This window comes from Aeromonas sp. 604443 (genome assembly GCF_049170315.1).
Lineage (GTDB): Bacteria > Pseudomonadota > Gammaproteobacteria > Enterobacterales > Aeromonadaceae > Aeromonas > Aeromonas veronii_A.
In genome coordinates, this window is sequence record NZ_JAAKMI010000015.1 from 1 (window position 1) to 22,295 (window position 22,295).

The window sequence follows — 22,295 nt, forward strand, 5'->3', positions numbered from 1 at the left end:
TAGCGCCGATGGTAGTGTGGCATTCGCCATGCGAGAGTAGGACACTGCCAGGCACCCAATTTAAGAACCCCGCTCATCGAGCGGGGTTTTTTGTTGCATGCAATTTATTAAATCGTCTGATAATTGTCCCGTTTTATTCCTCTCCCTTTGAATGCCTAGTCTTCCCCGTCGGTTTTACTCATAAAAAACGGTCACAACAGCGTAAAATGGTGCTTTATTTCGTCGGAGATAGCCCATGTTTTGTCCAAAATGCGGCGGTCAAACCCTGCAGAGCGTCAGCCCTAAAGAGTTTCGCTGTGGCTGCGGTTTTCATTTTTTCCAAAATGTGGCGACGGCTGTGATGGTGGCGCTTTGCTGGCAGGACGAGGTGCTGGTTGCGGTGCGTGCCCGTAATCCTGGCAAGGGGTTGCTGGATCTGCCGGGCGGATTTGTCGATCCCGGCGAGTCGCTGGAGGGGGCGCTGGTGCGGGAATTGCAGGAGGAGCTGGGGCTCAATGTCAGCGCCCAACCTTTTACCTATCTTGGCTCATTCCCCAATATCTATCCCTACGATGGCATCACCTATCACACCTGTGACACCTTTTTCGCCATCAAGCTGAGTGAAAAACCGGTCATCCAGCCGGCTGACGATGTGGCCGCCTGTCAGTGGCTGAAGATTAGCGATATCCCCTTGCCCCGCTTTGCTTTCGAGTCGACGCGCACCGCGGTGGCGCGGCTGCAGCAATCCTCTTTGCAAGCCTGATCCCTGCTGATGACGATGGGGATTGGCAGCGACCATCCCTGTCTCATCCTTGTCCACTTTTGTCCCGCAGACGCCATTCGTCAGACGGTGAGTGGTATAGTCAGCAGTGGATCCGGATTCAAGGAGCATATCGTGAAGAAGATAGTTCTCATCTTGCTCGGCATCGCCGTGGCAGCCTTGCTGGCCATAGTGACGTTGATAAGCCTTATCGACCCCAATCAATTCAAGCCCCAACTGGCTGAACAGGTGCGCAAGAGCACGGGTCGGGAGCTGGTGATGGCGGGGGAGATTGACTGGCGTTTCTGGCCGAGTCTCGGCCTCTCGCTGGAGAAGGTCGCTCTGCGCAATCCGGCCGGTTTTGCCGAGCCGGATCTGGTTCGTTTCGAGCAGGGCGAGGCCTCGGTGGCCCTGTTGCCGCTGCTCTCCCATCGTCTGGAGATCGGCAAGGTGACCCTGAGTGGCGCCTATCTCTTTATCCAGACCAAGGCGGATGGCAGCTCCAATCTGAGCGGACTGCTCAAAGATGCCACTGCTGATGCAAGCGAACCGGTCGTTCCCGCAGCCCCAGCGCCAACCGCTGATAGCAAGCCCTGGCAGATCAGCTTGCAGGGTGTCGCGCTCTCCCAGGCCAGTGCGCTGGTACAGGATGATCGCAGCGGCACGTCGCTGCGACTGGATCGCCTCGATCTCGATATGGGGCAACTGGCCACCGGTCAGTGGGTACCCGTGACGCTGGCCGCCAAGGGGAGTGCCGACAAGCTCGCTTTCGACGTTAAAGGGCAGACCCAGATCAAGCTGGCCCAGGAGGTGATGGCGAGTGAGCTGAAAGATCTGAGCCTCAGCGGCAGCCTGAGTGACCCGTCTCTGCGACTCGACAGTTTCTCCATCAAGGGAGACCGACTGGCCCTTGGTGAGTGGAGCAACCTCACGTTGGCGCTGAAAGGAGCCAAGGGTGAGGGGCAGCAAGCTTCACTGGCTGGCTCTCTGGAAGGAACACTTAAAGGGCGGCTCGACAAGGAGATGAAGCTTGCCGAGCTCTCCGATGTACTGCTGACCGCAGCGCTGGAAGGTGATGCGCTGCCACGCCCGCAGATGAAGCTGAAACTGGCCGGGTTTGCCCGTGCCGAGCTCGACAAGCAGCTGATCACCCTGAGCAAGCTGGTGATGAGTGCCGATGAGGCGCTGCTGAGTGGTGATGGAACCGTGCAGCTTGGCGCTGTTCCCTCGATCAGCTTCGATCTCAAGGGGGAGAAGCTGGATCTCGACAAATGGCTCGCCAGATCGGCACCGACCACACCAGCGCAGGCGAGAGAGGACAAACCAACGGTCGGTGCTTCCAATACCGCTGCAACTGGCGATAAAGAAGCAACCGGCAAGAGCGAAGCCCTCTCCGCGGTTGAACCGGATCTGGGCGCGCTCAAAGGTGTGGATCTGGATGGTCGGTTGCAACTCGGTAGCCTGCGCCTGAAAGGGCTGGATCTCGGTACTGTCGATCTGCAGGTGGTTTTGGCCAAGGGACTGCTGACGCTCAAACAGTTCAGCGCGACCGTGGCGGGCGGTCAGGTAAGCGCGAAAGGGGTTCTCGACGCACGCCAGCAACCCGCCACCTACAAGGTGCACAAGCAGGTGGCCGGAGTGAACATTCGTCCCTTGCTGCAGACTCTGGCCCAGAGCGATCTGCTGGAGGGTAAGGGCGATCTCGATGTGCAGGTGCAGGGGCGTGGTCTCTCTCCTCTGGCACTGCGCAACGGAATGCAGGGCAAGGTGACCTTGAAGCTGAGCGACGGCGCCCTGCACGGCATCAACCTAGCGGAAATGATCCGCGAGGCGCGGGCCACCCTCACCGGCAAGGGGGCCGAGCAGGTGAAGGAGGCGCGCAAGACCGACTTCAGCGCCCTCACCGCCAGCTTCCAGATTGCCGACGGCATCGCCCGTAGCAACGACATCCAGCTCTTTGCCCCCGCCTTGCGGGTCAAGGGCGAGGGGCAGACGGCGCTGGTGCTGGAGAGCCTCGACTTCCTGTTCCTCACCTCCATTGTCGAGAGCAGCAAGGGGCAGGGGGGCAAGGATGTGGATGAGCTGAAGGAGATCACCATTCCGGTGCGGATCGGCGGTCACTGGCAAGCCCCCAGCTACCAGCTCGATGTGAAGGCGCTGCTTAGCAACAACAAGCTGCTGGAGGATAAGGCGCGCAAGGAGGCCGAACGCGGCCTCAAGAAGCTGCTGGGGGACAAGGCCGACAATGAAGCCGTCAAAGGTGTGGCTGACCAGCTGCTCAAGGGATTGTTCAAATAGCCCCAGCCTTTCGTTTTATCCCCATGCAGAGCCCGCCCCGTGCGGGCTCTTTCTTATTGTGGAGACCGTTCTGTGAGTGTCGTATCGGACTAGGCATTGGCCTGGCAACTCTATAGGGAAGGGCCCGCCTGAATTGCTTCAGGCGGGCCCTTTTTCATTGCCGCTGGCGGGAATTACTCCCCCAGCAGGGTTTGCCAGACGCCGAGGACATGGCTGCGCTCACTCTGCAGCTGATCGTCGCTCACCTTGCGGGAGATCTCCGAGAGGTTGAGGCGATGGCCGAGGTTGCGGATCTCCAGATAGGCGTGCTTGAGCCCCTCCGCCTGCTCCAGCGTGAGTACCCCCGCCAGCACGCACTCATCGAAGATGCGCACGTTATCGGACCAGCGGGTGAGCGCCTCGGGTTCACCGCAGGCGTGGGCCAGCACCAGGTACTGGGCGATGAACTCGATGTCCACCATGCCGCCGGGGGACTGCTTGAGGTCGAACTCGCCGGCGCCCGCCTTGAGCAGGTGATCCCGCATCTTGTGGCGCATCTCGCGCACCTCGCGGGCCAGGGTCGGCAGTTCGCGCTCCTTGGCCAGCACGGCGCGGCGGATGCGGGCAAACTCGGCAACGATGGCGTCATCGCCATAGATGGGGCGGGCCCGCACCAGTGCCTGATGCTCCCAGGTCCAGGCCTCGTTTTGCTGATACTGCTCATAGGCCGAGAGGGACGAGACCAGCAGGCCGGAGTCGCCGGAGGGGCGCAGCCGCATATCGATCTCGTAAAGAATGCCGGACGGGGTGCGGGTGCTGAACAGGTGCAGGATCCGCTGTGCCAGACGCAGGTAGAACTGGCGGCTGTCGATGGGTTTGCGGCCATCGGTGTAGCTGTTGGGGTCACCGCCGTGCAGGAACACCAGATCGAGATCCGAGCCGTAGCCGAGCTCGATGCCGCCCAGCTTGCCATAGGCCACCACCGCGAAACCGCGCTGGCCGCTGGTTGCCACCTCGGGCGGCACCCCGTAGCGCTCGCTCATCTGGGCCCATGCCTGATTGACCACCTCTTCGGTGATCGCCTCCGCCAGCCAGGTGAGGTGGTCGCTCACCTTCATCAGCGGCAGGGCGCCGGCGATGTCGGCCGCCACGATGCGCAGCAGCTGCACCTGCTTGAACTGGCGCAGCGCTTCCATCTGCTGCTCCACGTCCTCTTCGGGGATGCGCAGCAGGAACTGGCGCAGCTGGGGCTTGTACTGATCGAGCGGGGTGGGGTGGTAGAGGTGCTGGGGATCGAGCAGCTCATCCAGCAGGATAGGGTAGCGGGCCAGCTGTTCGCTCACCAGATGGCTGGCGTCGCACAGCCGCACCAGCTGGCGCAGGGCGCCCGGATTTTCCGCCAGCAGTTGCAGATAGGCGCTGCGGGTGAAGATGCGGGTCAGCAGCTCGCATACCCGCTCGAACAGGCGGGCGGGTTGCTCACTGGCGACCACCAGCCGCAGCAGCTCCGGCATCAGCCAGTCCAGCGCGATGCGCCCCTGCGGCCCCACCTGACGGCGCTTGTACTCCTCCTTGAAACGCAGCAGGGCACCGCAGAGCGGGGCTGGCTCGACGACCCCTTGAGCAGTCAGCAATTTTTCCAGCTCGGCGGCGTCGAGCTCGGTGCGCCAGAGATCGAGCCAGAGCTGCTCCAGATGGGCGGGTGCCTCTTTCTCTTCCCCCACCACGGCGGCGAACTCCTGATGGACGGCGGCCATCTCCTCATCCAGATAAGCCATAAAGGTGCCCCAGTCGGCAAAGCCGAGGGCGGCGATCAGCCGCTGGCGATCCCGCTCCTCGGTGGGCAGGGTCTGGGTCTGTTGATCGCCGATCTCCTGCAAGATGTTCTCGACCCGGCGCAGGAAGCGGTAGGCCGTCAGCAGGCGGTTGCAATGGGTGGATTCGAGGGCGCCACATTGGGCGATGGCGGCCAGCGCTTCGGGCAGGTGGCGCACCCGCAGCGCAGGTTCACGACCGCCGCGAATAAGCTGCAGCGCCTGGGCGATAAACTCCACCTCGCGAATGCCGCCAGCCCCCAGCTTGATGTTGCCCTCCAGTCCCTTGCGGCGCACCTCGGCGGCGATCATCGCCTTCATCTGGCGCAGACCGTCGATGACGCCAAAGTCGATATAGCGGCGAAACACGAAGGGGCGCAACATCTCGGCGAGCTCCACGGCGTGCTCGCATTGGGGCCCCAGTACCCGCGCCTTGACCATGGCATAGCGCTCCCAGTTGCGGCCGTGGTGCTGGTAGTAATCCTCCATGGCAGCGAAGGAGATGGCCAGTGGCCCCGCATCGCCAAAGGGGCGCAGCCGCATGTCGACCCGGAACACCTGACCATCCTGGGTGGGCTGGTGGAGGGCGTTGATGATGCGCTGGCCCAGCTTGATAAAGAACTGCTGGTTGGCGAGTTCGCGCCGCCCGCCAACCGTGTAGCCGTTTTCGGGGAAGGTGAAGATAAGGTCGATATCCGAGGAGAAGTTGAGCTCGCCACCGCCGAGCTTGCCCATGCCGAGAATGAGCAGCGGCTGCGGGTTGCCGTTGCCGTCCATCGGAGTGCCCAGCTCGCCGCACTGTTTGGCGTAGAGCCAGTCGCGGGCAGAGCAGATGAGGGCATCCGCCAGTTTGGTCAGGTGGATAAAGCTCTCTTCTACTGTCGCGTGGCCCAGCAGCTCGCGCCAGGCGATCACCAGCATGCGGCTGCGGCGGAACTGGCGCAGGATGCGCTTGAGCGCCTCTTCATCACTCACCTCGGCGAGCAGGGCGGTGAGGTCACTCTGGTAGGCGGGCCAGCGCTCGACCCGCTCCAGATCCCCGGAGGCGAGCAGTTGTGTCAGCAACTCGGGCTGTTTGAAGAGGGAATCGGCGATAAAATCGGAGAGACCGAGCAGGGTCAGCAGGGTCTGGCGCACCGGCTCGGGCTGGTTGCCGTAGTCGGGGGCCAGTTCAGTCAGCCGTTGCCACTGGCGCTGGGCCAGCTCCTGCAGCAGGGGGGAGAGGGCGGAGAAAGAGGGAGAGTGCTGGGCCACGGTTGCCGTCCTTGTGGTTCACGACAGCGGGTTAACGACACGAGGTTAACAACGCTGCCGGTTCAAAATGGTGGCTGCCAATCTAGCACTGTCAGGCCCCCGCGTCACAGCGCAGGGGCGAGAAGCATGATCCGGCAAATAAAAATGGGCTCCCTGTCGGGAGCCCATCGGATTGCACTGGTCATTATCAGTGGCTGTCGACCCAGACGAACTTGAGCACGAACAGCAGGGCCACCACCAGCACGCAGGGGTTGATCTCGCGCCAGCGGCCGGTACCCGCCTTCATCACGCAGTAGGAGATAAAGCCGACGGCGATCCCCTCGGTGATGGAGAAGCTGAACGGCATCATGACGGCGGTCATAAAGGCCGGTACCGCTTCGGTCAAATCTTCCCACTTCACCCGGGTCAGCTCGGAGCACATCAGCACGCCCACATAGATAAGGGCGCCAGCGGCAGCATAGGCCGGCACCATGGCGGCGACCGGGGAGAAGAAGATAGCCAGCAGGAACAGCAGGCCGACCACGATGGCGGTCAGACCGGTACGGCCGCCGACGGCGACGCCGGAGCTGCTCTCGATAAAGGCGGTAACCGAGGAGGTGCCCATGAAAGCGCCGCCGACGGAGCTGACGCTATCGACCATCAGCGCCTGTTTCATGCGCGGGAAGTGGCCCTTGTCATCGGCCAGCTTGGCGCGGTTGGTGACGCCGATCAGGGTGCCGGAGGAGTCGAACAGGTTGACCAGCATAAAGGAGAAGATGATCCCGGCGAGGCTGATATCGAGCGATCCCATCAGATCCAGCTGGCCGAACACCGGCTCGATGCTGGGAGGCATGGAGACAAAGCCCTTGAAGGTGACATCGCCAAACAGCCAGCCCAGACCCGTGGTGACCACGATGGCGATCAGCACGGCGGAGTGGACGCCGCGGGCGGAGAAGATGCAGATCAGGAAGAAACCGAGCAGACCCAGCAGGCAGGGCAGGGAGGTGAGATTGCCCACTGTCACCATAGTCGCGGGGCTGGCCACGACGATCCCGGCGTTGTGTAGGCCGAGCAGGGCGATCAGCAGACCGATACCGGCGGTGATGCCGACCCGCAGGGTGAGCGGGATGTTGCCGATCAGCCAGTAGCGCACCCGCAGCAGGGTGAGGATCAACAGACCCATGGCGCCCCAGAAGATGGTGCCCATGCCCACTTGCCAAGAGTAACCCATGCCCGCGACCACCACGAAGGCGAAGAAGGCATTGAGGCCCATGGCGGGGGCCAGCGCGATCGGCAGGTTGGCCAACAGGCCCATCAGGATGCTGCCGATACCGGCGATGAGGCAGGTGGTGACGAACACGGCCTGGGTGTCCATGCCCGCCGCAGAGAGGATCTGCGGGTTGACGAACACGATATAGACCATGGTCAGGAAGGTGGTGATACCGGCGATCACTTCGGTGCGGGCGGTCGTGCCATGGCCTTGCAGGGCAAACAGGCGCTCAAGCAATCCTTGCCCGGCGGCCTGATTGGCAGCTTGGTGTTGTTGATTCATGTTGGATTCCAATAGGTGACGTGAAATAAGCAGCAGGGGAACGGGCTATCCCATCCATGCGGGGTAAATTGCCCTGTTTCTGGCGGTTAAGTAACCAGACTCGTCCTGATACCGTGACAGCGCGCACATTTTTACACAGGCGGCGCCGTTTACAAACCCCGGATCTGCGAAGCGGATCAATGAATAGAGCAAAAATTCAAACGTTTGCTTTTTGAGCGTGAAAAAAGGTTCTCAGCAGAGAACCTTTTATCGAAAAGTGGGGACTTAAAGGGTCTTGAAGTAGCGCTCGACCAGCTGGGCCAGCACAGAATCGAGCCGGTCTTGAACCTCACCCAGTTCGCGGCCGAGGCGGCGCAGAAACAGGCTTGCCTGCTCTTCGGTCAGCTTGCGCCCTTCGATAAAGAACTCTTGCTCCGGCAGCTGCTTGTCATAGCGGGGGATCAGCACCCAGCTCACCAGCTCGGGCTCCACGGCGGCAAAAATCTTGGCAGCAGCGGCACAGAAGGTCTCTATATGTGTCTTGCCATCCGGCCCGAGACAACCCGGTTCAACCCGGATCTGGATGGTGAGTTTTTTCTCTATGGGGGTCGTCATCGTGCTACATCCATGCAAAGGCATCCGTCTAGGATTGTAAGTCAAAAGGCAAGAAAAAGGGGAGCCGAAGCTCCCCTCAACACGCAGTCAGCCCTATTTGGCGATGCGCTTGTCGTGATTGGTGCGGTGCGGCTGGATGGCCACTCGCCCTGCACTGCCAAGTTACTTGGTGATGCGCTTGTACTTGGCGCGATGGGGCTGGATTGCCTCGGCGCCGTAGGTCTTCTTCTTCCACTCTTCGTATTCGGTGAAGTTGCCTTCGAAGAACTCGATCTTGCCCTCGTCCTGATAGTCCAGGATGTGGGTGGCGATGCGGTCGAGGAACCAGCGGTCGTGGGAGATGACCATGGCGCAACCCGGGAACTCCAGCAGGGCGTTCTCGAGGGCGCGCAGGGTTTCGATATCCAGATCGTTGGTCGGTTCATCCAGCAGCAGCACGTTGCCGCCGGTCTGCAGCAGCTTGGCCAGATGCAGACGACCGCGCTCACCACCGGAGAGTTCGCCAACCCGCTTCTGCTGGTCGGAACCCTTGAAGTTGAAGCGGCCAATATAGGCGCGGCTCGGGAACTCGTAGTTGCCGATGCGCAGGATATCCTGACCGTCAGCGACCTCTTCGAATACCGTCTTCTTGTCATCCATGCTGTCGCGGAACTGATCGACAGAGGCCAGTACCACGGTTTCACCCAGGGTGATGGTACCGGAATCCGGCTGCTCCTGACCCGACATCATGCGGAACAGGGTCGACTTACCGGCACCGTTCGGGCCGATGATGCCGACGATGGCACCCTTCGGAATGGCAAATGACAGATCGTCGATCAGCACCCGATCACCGTAAGATTTGCGCAGGTTGGCCACTTCCACCACCTTGTCGCCGAGGCGCGGTCCGGGCGGAATGAACAGCTCGTTGGTCTCGTTGCGCTTCTGGTAGTCGTTGGTGTTGAGCTCTTCGAAGCGAGCCATACGGGCCTTTGACTTGGCCTGACGCCCTTTCGGGTTTTGACGAACCCACTCCAGCTCTTTCTCGATGGACTTGCGACGGGCCGCTTCGGAACTTGCTTCCTGCGCCAGACGGGCGTCCTTCTGCTCCAGCCAGGAGGAGTAGTTGCCTTCCCACGGGATACCTTCGCCGCGGTCCAGCTCCAGGATCCAGCCCGCCACGTTGTCGAGGAAGTAACGGTCGTGGGTGATGGCCACAACAGTGCCTTCGTAGTCGTGCAGGAAGCGCTCCAGCCAGGCCACGGATTCCGCATCCAGGTGGTTGGTCGGTTCGTCCAGCAGCAGCATGTCCGGCTTTTCCAGCAGCAGACGGCAGAGCGCCACACGGCGGCGCTCACCACCGGAGAGGTGCTTGATCTTGGCATCCCAGGCCGGCAGGCGCAGGGCATCGGCCGCACGCTCCAGCTGGTTTTCCATGTTGTGGCCGCCCTGGGCCTGGATGATGGCCTCCAGCTCGCCCTGTTCGCGGGCCAGCTTGTCAAAGTCGGCATCCGGGTCGGCGTAGGCCGCATAGACCTCGTCCAGACGGGCCATGGCGCGCTTCACCTCGCCAACGGCCTCTTCGACTGCTTCGCGTACGGTCTGCTCCGGCTCCAGCTTCGGCTCCTGCGGCAGGTAGCCGATCTTGATGCCGGGCTGCGGACGGGCTTCCCCTTCGATCTCGGTGTCGATGCCCGCCATGATGCGCAGCAAGGTCGATTTACCGGCGCCGTTCAGACCCAGCACGCCAATCTTGGCGCCCGGGAAGAAGCTCAAGGAGATGTTCTTGAGAATATGACGCTTGGGCGGCACTACCTTGCCGACCCGGTTCATGGTGTAAATAAATTGAGCCATTGGCTAATTCTCTTCCTTTTCAGCAGGTTAATGTCTTGGCATTAACAGACTGATGTCGTGGTGGGGCCTGGTCGACACAGGTCAACCCGGTTCCAAAAAACGTTCCGATTGTAAACCAATGGGCAAGGGGGGGCAAAGATGGGGGGGAAAGATAGGCCGCCTGTCATGACGGCCTCTTATAGGGCCTTATGCCTTGTGGAAACTGTTGATCAGCGCGTTTGCGTAATCAATGACAAATTGCTGGCAGTGGATGGCAGTCTGCGGGTCAAACTCTTCACCGTGGAGATCGGTATTGGAGAGTACCCGGATGCCGACAAAGGGTACCTTGTAGGCCTCGGCCACTAGGGCGGCGGAGGAGGTTTCCATCTCTTCCGCGGCGGTCTGGTAGGTCTGATGCAGCCAGTTGATGCGCGCTACCTGTCGGTTCCACTCATCGGCGGTGCCAATGATGCCGCCTACTACTCGGCCGTGGCGATAGCGATCGGCCATACCGAGGGCGCGGCCAATCAGCTCGGGATCGCCAGCGAACGAGCTGTGCTCCACCAGCTTGCCGTTATCGCGCAGACGCATGGTGACCTCGAAGTTGTGCCATTTGCTCGGATCGACGCCTTGCTCGGCGGGCATCAGGTCACTGCGATAGGCTCCCATGTTGAAGCTCTTGGTGCCGATAACGATATCGCCCCGGTGCAGTGCCGGATCATGGCCTCCTGCCGTACCCTGATTGATGATGAGACGCGGTTTGAAACGCTCAATCGCCAACGTGGTGGCGGCAGCGGCATTGGCCAGACCCACCTCGGTGCGGGAGATGACCACCGGATAGTCCGAGATAGTACCCTGCCAGTATGTCCAGGCCCCCACAGTCAGCTCCGTCTTGTCTTTCAGTGCGGCAACGAGAGTTTCGACTTCGACGTCCATCGCCCCCTGGATCAGGATGGGGGCCGGGGTGGCCGCCATCACGCTGGAGGAGAGGAGGGCAAAGAGGGTGAGCAGGCGCGAACAGCGTTTGATGATATTCATGGGATACCTGTAGGGCTGGCGAGAAAGCGCCGGATCCTACCGAAAGGAAAACGGTTGCGCAATGTTGGTGCGTGTTTTGTCAGTAACGGACATGCTGATGAATGGCCTCAGGGCTGCTTGTGGCCAGCGAAGTAGAGCACCCGTTTTACATACTCCTGTGTTTCGTCATAGGGTGGGATCCCGCCATAGCGTTCCACCGCTTTTTCCCCGGCATTGTAGGCCGCCGAGATCAGTACCCAGTCGCCATCGAAGCGGCGATCCAGCCACTTGAGATAACTGACGCCTCCCTTGATGTTCTGTGCCGGATCAAAGGGGTGAGTGACACCAAACCGCTGCTGGGTTTCGGGGATCAGCTGCATCAGCCCCTGAGCATTCTTGGGTGAAACGGCACGGCTGTTGAGATTGGATTCGGCGATGGCAATCGCCAGCACCAGCCGGGCATCCACCTTATGGTGTTTGGCGGCGTGGCGCAGCATGGTGACCAGTTCTTGCTTGGCAGGAGGCTGGCGGGCCACCCAGGTGTCGACATTGAAGGGGGTGGAAGGGAGCCCGGCCAGATAGCCACCCTGACCGCCACGGATCCCGATGCCGCACTGATCACCCATGGGGGCATTGCCGATGCGAGCGTTGTAGTAGCGGGCAGCCTGCCGGTTACCAAGACGCATTGCCATGGCGAGATAACTGTTAGCCAGCTTGGCGCTGCGAACCGAGGCGGGGCCGGTGGCGAGCAGGCGACCGATCCGGAAATATCCTTCCGGGTTGCCGGTACTGGCGGCCACGCAATAGAGGGCGATGGCTTTTTGCAGATGACCGTGTTGCTGGGCAACTTGACCCTGCTTGATCGCTGTTAGCGCCTTGGGGGCCTGTCTGAAATCCCTGCCTTGTGCCATCGCCCGCGGCGTACCTGCCAGTAACAACGACAAAAAAAGCAGCAAAAACAGTCCGTTTTCGCTGATGTGCCTCATGGGTTATCTCCTGTTTGAGTACAGAAGATATAGAGGAACATGGCTGCTATCGCCACGAACCCAGTGGATCCTGTTGTTATAGCCGGTTGGTTTCAGAGAGCAAAACGGTATGGAACTAACGGCATCTCGACAGTTTCACACCATTTTTCATCCGGTTAAAAGTCGTGGTGATACTCCTGCTCATCCAGCACGGCGGGAGGAAGCGCGCGATAGAAGCTGCCAATTTCGCTGACAACCCAGAGCGAAAGCAGGGCCAGCAGGCTGAGCAGGGGAAGCAGAGAGTGGCTCTGGGTCAGGGCATAGGCCGCAATGGCGGCACCGGTCAAAAGCAGGGTTCGGATCATGAGGTGGCTCCTTGTCGTCATGGGGGTGTTGCGTGGCCACGGACAGAGCGCCTGGGGTCGGGAGTTGTTCCCGAGTGGCACGAAGCGCGCTGAGTATATCGCGTCATGCCGCTGCCGATCCGTGGTGTCATCACACTTTCCATAGTCATGGGTTTCGTATCGAGTTGGGCCCCGCCAGATGCGGGGCCAGTAATGGTTTGACGATCAGAAGAAACCGCCGTTGTTATCGTCAGTGTCGGCCCAGCCGCCACTCAGGTTATCGTCATCGAGAAAATTGCTGCCAGCATCGGGAGGTGAATCCCAGCCGTCCCAGCGCACCGGTTCCGCATCGACCGGATTGGCGATGGTCGCTGGCTCTATGATGTCGATGATCTCCTCGGGGCGGTTGTTGTGAAACAGTCCGCCGATCATATCGGCCAGCATCACGCCACCGGCCACACCGGCGGCGGTTTGCAGGGCGCCGCCCAAAAAGGAGCTGGTACGGGATGCTGGCTGGGCAGGAGCGGATGCCGGTGGCGGCGTAAAGCGCGGGGGCGGGCTGCTTTCGCTACCAAACAGGCCGGAGAGAAAACTGCCACCACTTGGGGTGCTCTGGCTGGCTTCCAGCTCCTTGACCCGCTCGTTGAGGCGAGTAAGGGCAGCCTGCTGAATTAGCAGCGCCTGGGCCATGTAGTAGGGGGCATCGGGCTGCTGGGCCAGATGCTGGCGGATCAGCTGATCCGCTTGTGGGTCTCGCTTGCTATCCCTGGCTTGCGCTTGCTTGAGGCGGTCGAACAGTCCATCGATCAGACCCTGTTCCTGTGATTGCATCTCAAATCCTCGCTATGGTGCGCAGACAGTGCGTTCAGCCATCCTAAAACCCGCGGGGCATCAGTGGTATCTGATTAACTCATCAATGACCGAGAGGCTGCCCGTGCTCGTCAGCGGACGGGCCGGTAGTAGTTGAGATACCAGCGGACAAACTCGGCAACACCTTGCTTGAGGGGCGTGGCGGGGCGCAGGCCGGTGAGGGTGTGCAGCGGCTCGCTGTCGGCCCAGGTGGCGTGCATGTCGCCTGCCTGCATCGGCTGCATCCGCTTGATGGCGGGCTTGCCGATGGCCTCTTCCAGCGCCTCGATAAAATCGAGCAGCCGCACCGGCTGGCCGTTGCCGATATTGAGGATGCGGTAGGGGGCGGCGCTCTCGGCCGCGCTCTGCTCGCTGGCATGCCAATCGGGATTGGGGCGGGGCGGCTGGTCGGCCATGGTGAGGATCCCCGCGACGATGTCGTCTATGTAGGTGAAGTCGCGGCTGAGATCGCCGTGGTTGTATACGTCGATAGGCTCGCCCGCGAGGATGGCGCGGGTGAACTTGATGATGGCCATGTCAGGCCGGCCCCAGGGGCCGTAGACGGTAAAGAAGCGCAGCCCTGTGGTGGGCAGGCCATAGAGCGCCGAATAGGCGTGGGCCATCAGCTCGCCGCTCTTTTTGGTCGCAGCGTAGAGGGAGACCGGGTGATCCACCTGCTGCGCGGTGGAGTAGGGCATCTGATCCCCCATGCCATAGACCGAGCTGGAGGAGGCGTAGATGAGGTGCTGAATCCCGTGGTGACGACACCCCTCCAGCACCGTCAGCATGCCGGTAAGGTTGCTGTCGGCATAGGCGAACGGATTGTCGATGGAGTAGCGCACCCCCGCCTGTGCCCCCAGATGGATCACCCGCTCGAAACCGTGGCTGGCAAAGAGGGCCGCCATGGCTTCACGATCCGCCAGATCCAGCCGCTCGAAGCGAAAATTGGGGAAACTGGCCAGTTGGGCCAGCCGTGCCTCTTTCAGAATCACCTCGTAGTAGTCGTTAAGGTTATCGATCCCCACCACCCGATGGCCTGCGGCGCACAGCTTGCTGGCCACATGAAAACCGATAAAACCGGCGACGCCGGTGACCAGATACGTCATGGTTGGGGTCCTGTGCAGATCATGGGGCTCCTTACGGTGATGGGAAAAGGGGGCTGCGCGCTTTGTAGCAGAGCCGGCGCGTTTGTGCCATGGCAAACCGCCTCTGACGGCGCGGCATGCTGCATCTTGGTGCAGCGAGTGTCAATGCCAGATGACAGGCACCAGAATGGGGCGTTCAGCCTGACTGTTGTGATCCTTTTCACAAAAAATAGACTGGACCCCATAACGAAGCCCTGTGGACAGGGCTCGCAGCCCGCCCGCAACGGCAGGCGACAGACACTCTCTATTTACTTCGCTTGGATACAGGTTATGGACAACACCTCGATTCGCACTGCCCATCCTATTTATGAGGATGTGCTGGCCCTGCTGACGGCGGCCGGCTTTGTTTCCCTCGGCATCTTTCTGTTTCATCAGGTTGGCCTGCTCACCGGCGGGACTGCCGGGCTGGCGCTGCTGCTGCAAAAGGTGACCGGCATCAGCTTCGGCCTGCTGTTTTTCGGCATCAACCTGCCCTTCTATGCGCTGGCATGGCTGCGGATGGGGCCACGTTTTACCTTCAACACCTTTGTCTCAGTGGCAGCAGTCTCCTACATGACAGATCACCTTAACGGGGTGTTGCAGATCGGCAAGATAGAGCCCCTCTATGCGGCGCTGATCGGCGGCACCCTGATTGGCATGGGGCTGCTCATCATGTTCCGTCACAAGTCGAGTCTGGGGGGGTTCAACATTCTGGCGCTCTTTATTCAGGATCGCTTTGGCATCCGGGCGGGCAAGCTGCAGATGGGGCTCGATTGCGCCATTGTTGTCGCCTCGTTTTTCGTGGTGCAGTCCTGGATCCTGGCGCTTTCCATCGTGGCGGCGGTTATCTGTAATCTGGTGTTGACACTCAACCACAAGCCGGGCCGCTACCAGATTGCCTGACAAGCGGCAGCCGTGACCCGATAAGACAAGCGTGACCCGATAGCACGAGGCGGCCTGATGGCCGCCTCGTCTGTTTCTACCCTGGGGTTTGTTCGCTGCGCCTAGCTCGCCTGCTCCAGCCTGCTGTCGCCGCTCATGGCGTTGCCACTGATGGCACTGCCGCTGATAGCGTGACCACCGACGGCGAGCGGGGTGTGGCAGGCCACCTGATGATGGGCCTCATCACACGCCTCAAGCTTGGGCGCCTTGCTTTTGCACAGCTCGGTCGCATGGGGGCAGCGCTGGTGGAAGTGGCAGCCGCTTGGCGGCGAGATGGGGGAGGGCACATCGCCGGTCAGCAGAATGCGCTGGCTGCGCCTGCGCGGGTCCGGTACCGGAATGGCGGAGATCAGCGCCTGGGTGTAAGGGTGGCGCGGCGCCAGATAGAGCGACTGGGCATCCGCCAGTTCGACGATCCGTCCCAGATACATCACTGCGATGCGATCCGAGATGTGTTTGACCACCGACAGATCGTGGGCGATGAAGATGATGGAGAGATTCATCTCTCGCTGCAGGCTGAGCAGCAGGTTGACGATCTGCGACTGCACCGAGACATCGAGGGCCGAGACCGCCTCGTCACACACCAGCAGCTTGGGCTTGAGGGCGATGGCGCGGGCGATGCCGATCCGCTGGCGCTGACCGCCGGAAAACTCGTGGGGGTAGCGATCCACCGCGCTGCCCGGCAGGCCCACTTTTGCCAGCAACTCCTGCACCCAGCCGCGGCGCTGCTCAGTGTTACCTTTACCGTGGATGATAAAGGGCTCCTCCAAAATCTGGCCCACGGTGTGGCGGCTGTTGAGGGATTCTGCAGGATCCTGAAACACCATCTGCATCTCCTGACGCAGGGAGCGCATCTCCTTCGGGCTGAGGGCGGTGATATCGCGCCCCTCGAAGGTGATGGTGCCTGCGGTCGGCTCGAACAGCTTGAGCAGGCTGCGCCCGAGGGTGGACTTGCCGCAGCCTGACTCACCCACCAGCCCCAGCGTCTCCCCCTGTTTCAGGTCGAAGCTGATGCCATCCACCGCGTGAACCGTATATTGCTTGCGCAGGAACCCGCCTCCCAGCCGGAAGTGCTGTTTCAGATCCCTGACCGATAACAGAGTGCTCATACGGTCAACTCCTTCCAGTAGTGACAGGCGACATGGTGGCGCAGATTTAACTGCTCCACCGCCGGAATGGCGCTGATGCAGAGATCGGTTGCATGGGGGCAGCGGTTGGAGAAGCGGCAGCCAGCGGGCATCTCGTGCAGGGCTGGCACCTGTCCCTTGATGGTCTTGAGCAGGCTCTTGGGCTCATCCTCGAGCCGCGGGATCGAGCTCATCAAGCCGTGGGTATAGGGGTGACGGGGGTGGTCAAACAGTTCGAACACGTCGGCCTGCTCTACCGCCCGCCCGGCATACATCACCACCACTTCGTCGCACAGCTCAGCTACTACCCCCAGATCGTGGGTGATAAAGATGATGGCCATCCCGGTCTGGGCCTGCAGCTCTTTCATCAGTTCGAGGATCTGGGCCTGAATGGTGACATCCAGCGCCGTGGTCGGCTCGTCGCAGATAAGCAGGTCCGGCTCGCAGGAGAGCGCCATGGCGATCATCACCCGCTGGCGCATACCGCCGGAGAGGTTGTGGGGATAGACCGCAAAGCGCTGGGCCGGTTCCGGGATCCCCACCTTCTGCAGCATGGCGATGGCCGCGGCTTTGCGCTGGGCCTTGTCGTAGTCGGGGCGATGAAGGCGAAACACCTCCATCAGCTGCTCACCGACCGTCTGCACCGGGTTGAGGGCCGTCATCGGCTCCTGAAAGATCATAGAGATGCGGTTGCCGCGCACCTTGTACATCTGATCTGGCGCAAGCGACAGCAGCTCCTCCCCCTGAAAGCGGATGGAGCCTGCTACCACCTGACCATGGGGCTTGGGCAAGAGCCCCATGATGGCGAGCGAAGTGACACTTTTGCCACAGCCAGACTCGCCGACGATCCCCAGCGTCTGACCCGGTGCCACCTTGAAGCTGACCCCGTCGAGCACCTTGATCTTGCCGTCGTCGACGGCGAACTCCACCTCGAGATCGCGTACTTCGAGGATTGGGGCTGGGTGCTGGCCGTTATCAACGGCGAACTCCCCCCCGTTATCCGGTACGTCAAGAATGGGGGCCTGAGTGTTGGGCATAACGGCTGCTCCCTTCGCAATGGCCTGAATATCAATGACGTGCATAGGTCTTGTCGAGCAGGTTGATGGGCGCCAGCGCCTCCCCTGCCTCCTTGGCGTTGCGGGTCTCTTCCTTCACCTTGGGATCAAGCCAGAGCAGACCGCCACTACTGTGAGGATAACCGTCCATCGGCCAGTAGAGCAGATCCGGCGTGTTCTTGGTGGCAGGTACGTCCGGCAGCATCACATAACGCCAACTGCTGGCCCGCACATAGTTGAGCTGCACCCCAGGCACGAAGATGGCGAGGTCATAGATGCGCTGCTGGATCTGCTGGGAGAGCTTGGCCCGTTTGGCCATGTCGAATTCGACGTTGTAGGCGTCGATCAGCGCGTCTAGCTCCTTGTCCGCTACGTTGAACAGGTTGTTGGTCTGCGGCTTGTTGGCGTTGGCGGAGTGGAAAAACTCCCAATATTGCGGATAGAGACCGCCGCCGCCCCAGCCGAGCCAGGCCGCTTCGTGTTTCTTCTCCAGCATCACCTTGAAACCGGTCGCGCCATCCACCAGATTGAGCTCCAGATCCAGTCCCGCCTTCTTGGCCTCCTCTTTCAGCACGGTCAGTCGCTTGGAGTGCTCCTGACTGGTGTAGGTGAGCGCCAGCGTCAGCCGCTCCCCTTTCTCATTTTGCAGGATGCCGTCCGGCCCCGGCTTGTTATAGCCGCCCTTGGCAAAGTACTCCCGAGCCTTGTCGATGTCATAAGCCCGCTCCGGCAACGTGATGTCAGTGAACTCGCCAAAGCCCGAGTCGAAGGTGGTGGCTCTGTCATAGTCGCCGCGCAGCACGGTCTCTATCATCTTGTCGATATTGAAGGCGTGCTGGATGCCGAGGCGCACGTTCACGTCCGCCAGCTTGGGGTTGGCCACATTGAGGTGCACCCCCTGACCGCCCTGTTTGGTGTCGGTCATGGCCATTACCTTCTGCACGTAGCCTTTTTTGTACTCCGGGGTGACCGCTTTTTCATGCCACCAGTTGGGCAGGATCATCTCGAAGGTATCGATCTCCCCTTTCAGGAAGTGGCGGAAGGCGATGTTGTGGTCGCGGATCACCTGCACCTTGATGGTGTCGATGTTGAATCTGTGCTGGTTGTAGCGATCGTCTTTTGCCCACCAATCCTTCTGTTTGCTGAAGGTGACCGACTTGCCCTTCTTGACGTCGCTGATCACGTAGGGGCCGGTGGTGGGCACCACGGCCCAGTTGTACTGCTTCACCCAGTTGGGGGTCAGCTTGTAGTAGTGCTTGGGCTGGGGCCACAGCTCGGTGGTGTTGAGCAGGTCCATCTTGGCCTTGCGGTTGCCCGCTTTGACCATAATGGTGTGATCATCGATCTTCTCTACCGCTACCACTTCAGTGGTGTAGTAGTTGTTGAACCAGGGCCCCTTGATGTGTTTGGAGCGCATCATCTCGTAGCCGAAGGTGTAGTCATCGGCATTGACCGGCTTGCCATCCGACCATTTGGCTCGCGGATCCAGCTTGAAGTAGACGGTCTGGCTGTCTGGCGCGATGGCCCAGTGGGTCGCGAGTGAGGGGATGGGGTTGCCGGTATTGGGGTGGAAGCTGATGAGTCGCAACTGGTTATCGAGAATAAAGGAGCGGAACGATCCGTTGGAGTCAGGCCCCACAGTGCGGAACGTCAGCGGAAAGCTCTCCACAAACATATTGAGGCTGCCGCCCGACAGCGCCTTGGGGGAGGCGAACACAGGATCCGTGTCGTTGGTCTCCCATTTGAGATCCGCGGGCAGGCTGGCCGCCCAGACCCAGGATCCGTTTACCAGCACAAAGAGAGCACCTATCCATTTGATTTTATTTTTCATGTTTGACTTCCAGGTCTGGCCCCTACACTGGGGGTCTTGATTGATAACGGGATTATCCCTTGCTCCCGGGACCGCCGATGGCGGCGGCCCGTCCTTCATTAATCACTGTTCGTTACCCGACGCCTGCCGATGCGCTGGCATCGGCTGGCTTATTGGTAACGGGTAAATTTGCGCGGATCGAACGCCTCGCGGATCGCCTCACCGATAAAGGAGACCATGATCAGCACCAGACTCACCGCGGCCACCACCGAGCTGACGATCCAGATGGCATCCAGATTGTTGATGCCCTGGGAGAGCAGCTCCCCCCAGCTCGGGGTCGGCGGTGCCAGCCCGAAGCCCAGATAGTCGAGGGCCGTCAGGGTGGAGATATTGCCCACCACGGCGAACGGCGCCAGGGTGACGATCATCATCAGGGTATTGGGCAGGATGTGGTTGAAGATGATCCGCCCGGTGGTCGCCCCTTGCGCCCGCGCTGCCATCACATAGTCCCGCGCCCGCTCCTTGTAGGTGAGGGTGCGCATATACCAGGTGATCCCCATCCAGCCGAACAGCACGTTGATGGCGACAAACAGGCCGAAGTTGGGCTTGGCCAGCGACACCAGGATCATGATGACGTAGAGAAACGGCACCTGGGACCAGATCTCGATAAAGCGTTGCAGGATGAGGTCGAAGCGGCCGCCGAGAAAGCCCATCAGACAGCCGATGGTGACTCCGATGGCGTAACTGGCCGCCAGCGCGATAAAGGCAAAGCCGATGGCGATGCGAAAGCCGTAAACCAGTCGCGCCAGCACGTCTCGGCCGCTGGTGTCGGTGCCGAGGAAGTGGCGCTCGGCCGCGCTGGGGGCGTAGGGCGGGTAGGCATCCTCTTTGAAATCCTGCTCGTAGGGGTTCCAGGGTACCGGCGGCAGCAGTACCCAGTCGCCCTGGCCCTCTGCGGCAAATTTGGCCTTGAGCTGGCGGTAGTTGGTTTCGTACTCGTAATCGAGCCCGAACTGCTGACCGGGGATCACATCGCCATAGGTGGGGAAGTGCAGCTGGCCCTGATAGCTCACTATCAGCGCCCGGCTGTTGACCAGCAGCTCCGCCAGCAGGGAGAGCAGCACCAGGGTGGTGAAGATGATGAAGGAGTAGTAACCGCGCTTGATCGACTTGAAGCGCTTGAGTTTTTTCAAGGTAACCGGATTGAGCTTCATGGTCAGTCTCCAAACCGCACGCGGGGATCAACAAGTACAACGCAGATATCGGAGACGATATGGCGTGATATCAGCATCAGCATGGCAATAGAGGTCTGGTTCATGGTCAATCTCCAAACCGCACGCGCGGATCAACCAGGGCCACGCAGATATCGGAGACGATATTGCCTATCAGCATCAGCATGGAGGTGATGGCCAGAATGCCCATGACGGTGGGGTAATCCCGTTCGACGATCGCCTCGTAACCGAGCAGGCCGATGCCGTCGATGTTGAAGATGGTCTCGATGAGGAAGGAGCCGCCAAAGAAAACGGTGAGCACAGACCCCAGGTGACTGGCGATGGGGATCAGGCTGTTGCGCATGGCGTGGTCGGTGACCGCCTTGCGAAACGGTAACCCCTTGGCCACGGCGGTACGCACGTAATCCGCCGACAGGTTCTCCATCAGGCTGTTTTTCATAGTCATGGTGAGGATGGCGAAATCGCCGATGGCGTAGGCGATAAGCGGCAGCAGGGCATGGGCAAAGACAGTGCGGATCTGATCCCAGCTGCTCTCCATGTACTCAAAGTCGTCCCCCGGAAAACCGCCCATTGGCAGCCACTCCAGATGGAAGGCGAAGACTGTGATGAGGAAGATCCCCACCACGTAGGCGGGCAGGGCATAGGCCATGTAGATAAGCATGGAGCTTAACGAGTCGAAGCGACTGTTGTGCCTGAGCGCCTTGGCCACCCCCAGCGGAATGGAGACCGCATAGCTCAGCAGAAAGGTCGCCAGTCCGAAGAAGGCGGTGACGGGGAGCCGCTCCTTGATGAGATCCCACACCGGCTCGTAGTAGCGGGTCGATTCGCCCAGATCCAGCACCGCCAGCTTCTGCAGCCACTCCCAGTAGGCGACCAGCATGGGCTTGTCGAGGCCATAGAAGGCCTTGAGCTCCTCGATCTGTTCATCGGAGAGGGCTTGCGCCCCCTTGCTGCCGCTGGAACGGCCGGATTCATTCTGGGAAACCTGGGCTTGCAGCAGCATGCGTTCGACCGGTCCGCCCGGCACGAAACGGGTGATGGTGAAGACGAGCAGGGTGATACCGAGAAACGTCGGGATGATCAAAAGCATCCGGCGTAGGAAATACGACAGCATGGTGGAACCTCGTCCTTGTTGTTCTTTTTTGCGGCCAGTCAAATCCGGTGACGGGCCTGTCCTTCCTGGCATTACGCGCTGGATTGGTTGCCAAACAGCAGACAATCCGCTTGGCCACTGTAAAAGCTCTGCAACAAAAATCAAGTACAAGGAAATGGAAAACTGGGACAAATGACCCGCTGAGACCAAAAGCACCGAAAAATGACGTTTTTTATCTGAAAAGTGAAAATCAAAACAAAACGCTACTGCTCAACATTATTTTAAAAAATATAAACAGCTGTTTGTTTGAATCTTGTGTTTGTTTATGCGATTGAATTTTAAGTGCTTTTATTTCTGCTGTCAAAGAAGGGAAAACGATATCATCTCGACAAATTTATCTATCTCCCCCATCGGAGTGGTCAGTCACAATAATAATTAAAATAGAGTTTTATTCTTATTTTTGCCAATAAATCGAAATAAGATATAAAGAGACAGCACGTAAATAAATAAGTTCATCAACTTTTAATTCAGCGTCTTTTACATGTTTTAACAACGATTTCACATTGCGCGGGATGTTTTTGGCAGAATTATTCACTATTTATGCCGGTCAAAATTAATACACTCCGCTTATTCCACATCTCACCCTCCCGATCCCCCCACTCCATTGACGTCGCCAGTCAAAGATTGATAAGCCTTACGCATCGCTCCAAAGAGGGCGG

The 22,295-nt window shown here is 60.1% G+C and carries 17 protein-coding genes; 3 read left to right on the forward strand and 14 right to left on the reverse strand.

Annotated features, from left to right (window positions below; translation table 11 throughout):
* Positions 1-235: 235 nt before the first annotated feature.
* Together G5380_RS17310 and G5380_RS17315 are read left to right on the forward strand one after the other, a co-directional pair.
* On the forward strand, positions 236-742 hold the full coding sequence (locus G5380_RS17310; RefSeq protein WP_421209955.1) for an NUDIX domain-containing protein: 507 nt from the start codon (positions 236-238) through the stop codon (positions 740-742).
* Positions 743-874: 132 nt separating this feature from the next.
* Positions 875-3,037, forward strand: a complete 2,163-nt coding sequence (locus G5380_RS17315) for an AsmA family protein (RefSeq protein ID WP_421209953.1) — start codon at positions 875-877, stop codon at positions 3,035-3,037.
* Between the two features lie 173 nt (positions 3,038-3,210).
* Here the strand turns inward: G5380_RS17315 and glnE are convergent, their stop codons facing one another.
* The 9 genes from glnE to G5380_RS17360 form a co-directional block, all read right to left on the reverse strand.
* Positions 3,211-6,084, reverse strand: a complete 2,874-nt coding sequence (gene glnE, locus G5380_RS17320; protein WP_421352937.1) for a bifunctional [glutamate--ammonia ligase]-adenylyl-L-tyrosine phosphorylase/[glutamate--ammonia-ligase] adenylyltransferase — start codon at positions 6,082-6,084, stop codon at positions 3,211-3,213.
* 187 nt (positions 6,085-6,271) lie between these two features.
* Positions 6,272-7,615 carry an NCS2 family permease gene (locus G5380_RS17325; protein ID WP_005343409.1) on the reverse strand — a complete coding sequence of 448 codons (1,344 nt, stop codon included), beginning with the start codon at positions 7,613-7,615 and terminating at the stop codon, positions 6,272-6,274.
* Between the two features lie 264 nt (positions 7,616-7,879).
* Positions 7,880-8,209 (reverse strand): hypothetical protein, encoded by a 330-nt coding sequence (locus tag G5380_RS17330; RefSeq protein ID WP_227341326.1) that lies wholly within the window; start codon positions 8,207-8,209, stop codon positions 7,880-7,882.
* Between the two features lie 162 nt (positions 8,210-8,371).
* Entirely contained in the window at positions 8,372-10,039 is a 1,668-nt protein-coding gene (gene ettA / locus G5380_RS17335; protein WP_421352938.1) for an energy-dependent translational throttle protein EttA, read from the reverse strand.
* A 186-nt stretch (positions 10,040-10,225) separates the two neighbouring features.
* On the reverse strand, positions 10,226-11,056 hold the full coding sequence (locus G5380_RS17340) for a 5'-methylthioadenosine nucleosidase (RefSeq protein ID WP_216951989.1): 831 nt from the start codon (positions 11,054-11,056) through the stop codon (positions 10,226-10,228).
* Positions 11,057-11,163: 107 nt separating this feature from the next.
* Positions 11,164-12,021 carry a lytic transglycosylase domain-containing protein gene (locus tag G5380_RS17345; protein WP_421209948.1) on the reverse strand — a complete coding sequence of 286 codons (858 nt, stop codon included), beginning with the start codon at positions 12,019-12,021 and terminating at the stop codon, positions 11,164-11,166.
* A gap of 155 nt (positions 12,022-12,176) precedes the next feature.
* Positions 12,177-12,365 carry a hypothetical protein gene (locus tag G5380_RS17350; protein ID WP_043822919.1) on the reverse strand — a complete coding sequence of 63 codons (189 nt, stop codon included), beginning with the start codon at positions 12,363-12,365 and terminating at the stop codon, positions 12,177-12,179.
* 204 nt (positions 12,366-12,569) lie between these two features.
* Positions 12,570-13,175 carry a DUF2076 domain-containing protein gene (locus G5380_RS17355; RefSeq protein ID WP_421209946.1) on the reverse strand — a complete coding sequence of 202 codons (606 nt, stop codon included), beginning with the start codon at positions 13,173-13,175 and terminating at the stop codon, positions 12,570-12,572.
* A 110-nt stretch (positions 13,176-13,285) separates the two neighbouring features.
* Positions 13,286-14,299, reverse strand: coding sequence for an NAD-dependent epimerase (locus tag G5380_RS17360; protein WP_227341320.1), 1,014 nt, complete (start codon positions 14,297-14,299; stop codon positions 13,286-13,288).
* A 309-nt stretch (positions 14,300-14,608) separates the two neighbouring features.
* Here G5380_RS17360 and G5380_RS17365 point away from each other — a divergent pair, with 309 nt between their 5' ends.
* On the forward strand, positions 14,609-15,220 hold the full coding sequence (locus tag G5380_RS17365) for a YitT family protein (RefSeq protein WP_421209943.1): 612 nt from the start codon (positions 14,609-14,611) through the stop codon (positions 15,218-15,220).
* 101 nt (positions 15,221-15,321) lie between these two features.
* Here the strand turns inward: G5380_RS17365 and G5380_RS17370 are convergent, their stop codons facing one another.
* The 5 genes from G5380_RS17370 to G5380_RS17390 form a co-directional block, all read right to left on the reverse strand.
* Positions 15,322-16,368: an ABC transporter ATP-binding protein gene (locus tag G5380_RS17370; RefSeq protein ID WP_158110256.1), complete on the reverse strand. Its 1,047-nt coding sequence runs from the start codon at positions 16,366-16,368 to the stop codon at positions 15,322-15,324.
* Positions 16,365-17,423, reverse strand: a complete 1,059-nt coding sequence (locus G5380_RS17375; protein ID WP_421342010.1) for an ABC transporter ATP-binding protein — start codon at positions 17,421-17,423, stop codon at positions 16,365-16,367. Before G5380_RS17375 ends, G5380_RS17370 begins: the two co-directional genes overlap by 4 nt.
* 31 nt (positions 17,424-17,454) lie before the next feature.
* The gene (locus G5380_RS17380; protein ID WP_368166975.1) at positions 17,455-19,272 is read right to left on the reverse strand and encodes an extracellular solute-binding protein; all 1,818 of its coding nucleotides are present in this window, start codon (positions 19,270-19,272) and stop codon (positions 17,455-17,457) included.
* 149 nt (positions 19,273-19,421) lie between these two features.
* On the reverse strand, positions 19,422-20,465 hold the full coding sequence (locus G5380_RS17385) for an ABC transporter permease (RefSeq protein ID WP_005343430.1): 1,044 nt from the start codon (positions 20,463-20,465) through the stop codon (positions 19,422-19,424).
* 106 nt (positions 20,466-20,571) lie between these two features.
* Positions 20,572-21,597 carry an ABC transporter permease subunit gene (locus tag G5380_RS17390; protein ID WP_031227629.1) on the reverse strand — a complete coding sequence of 342 codons (1,026 nt, stop codon included), beginning with the start codon at positions 21,595-21,597 and terminating at the stop codon, positions 20,572-20,574.
* Positions 21,598-22,295 lie beyond the last annotated feature (698 nt).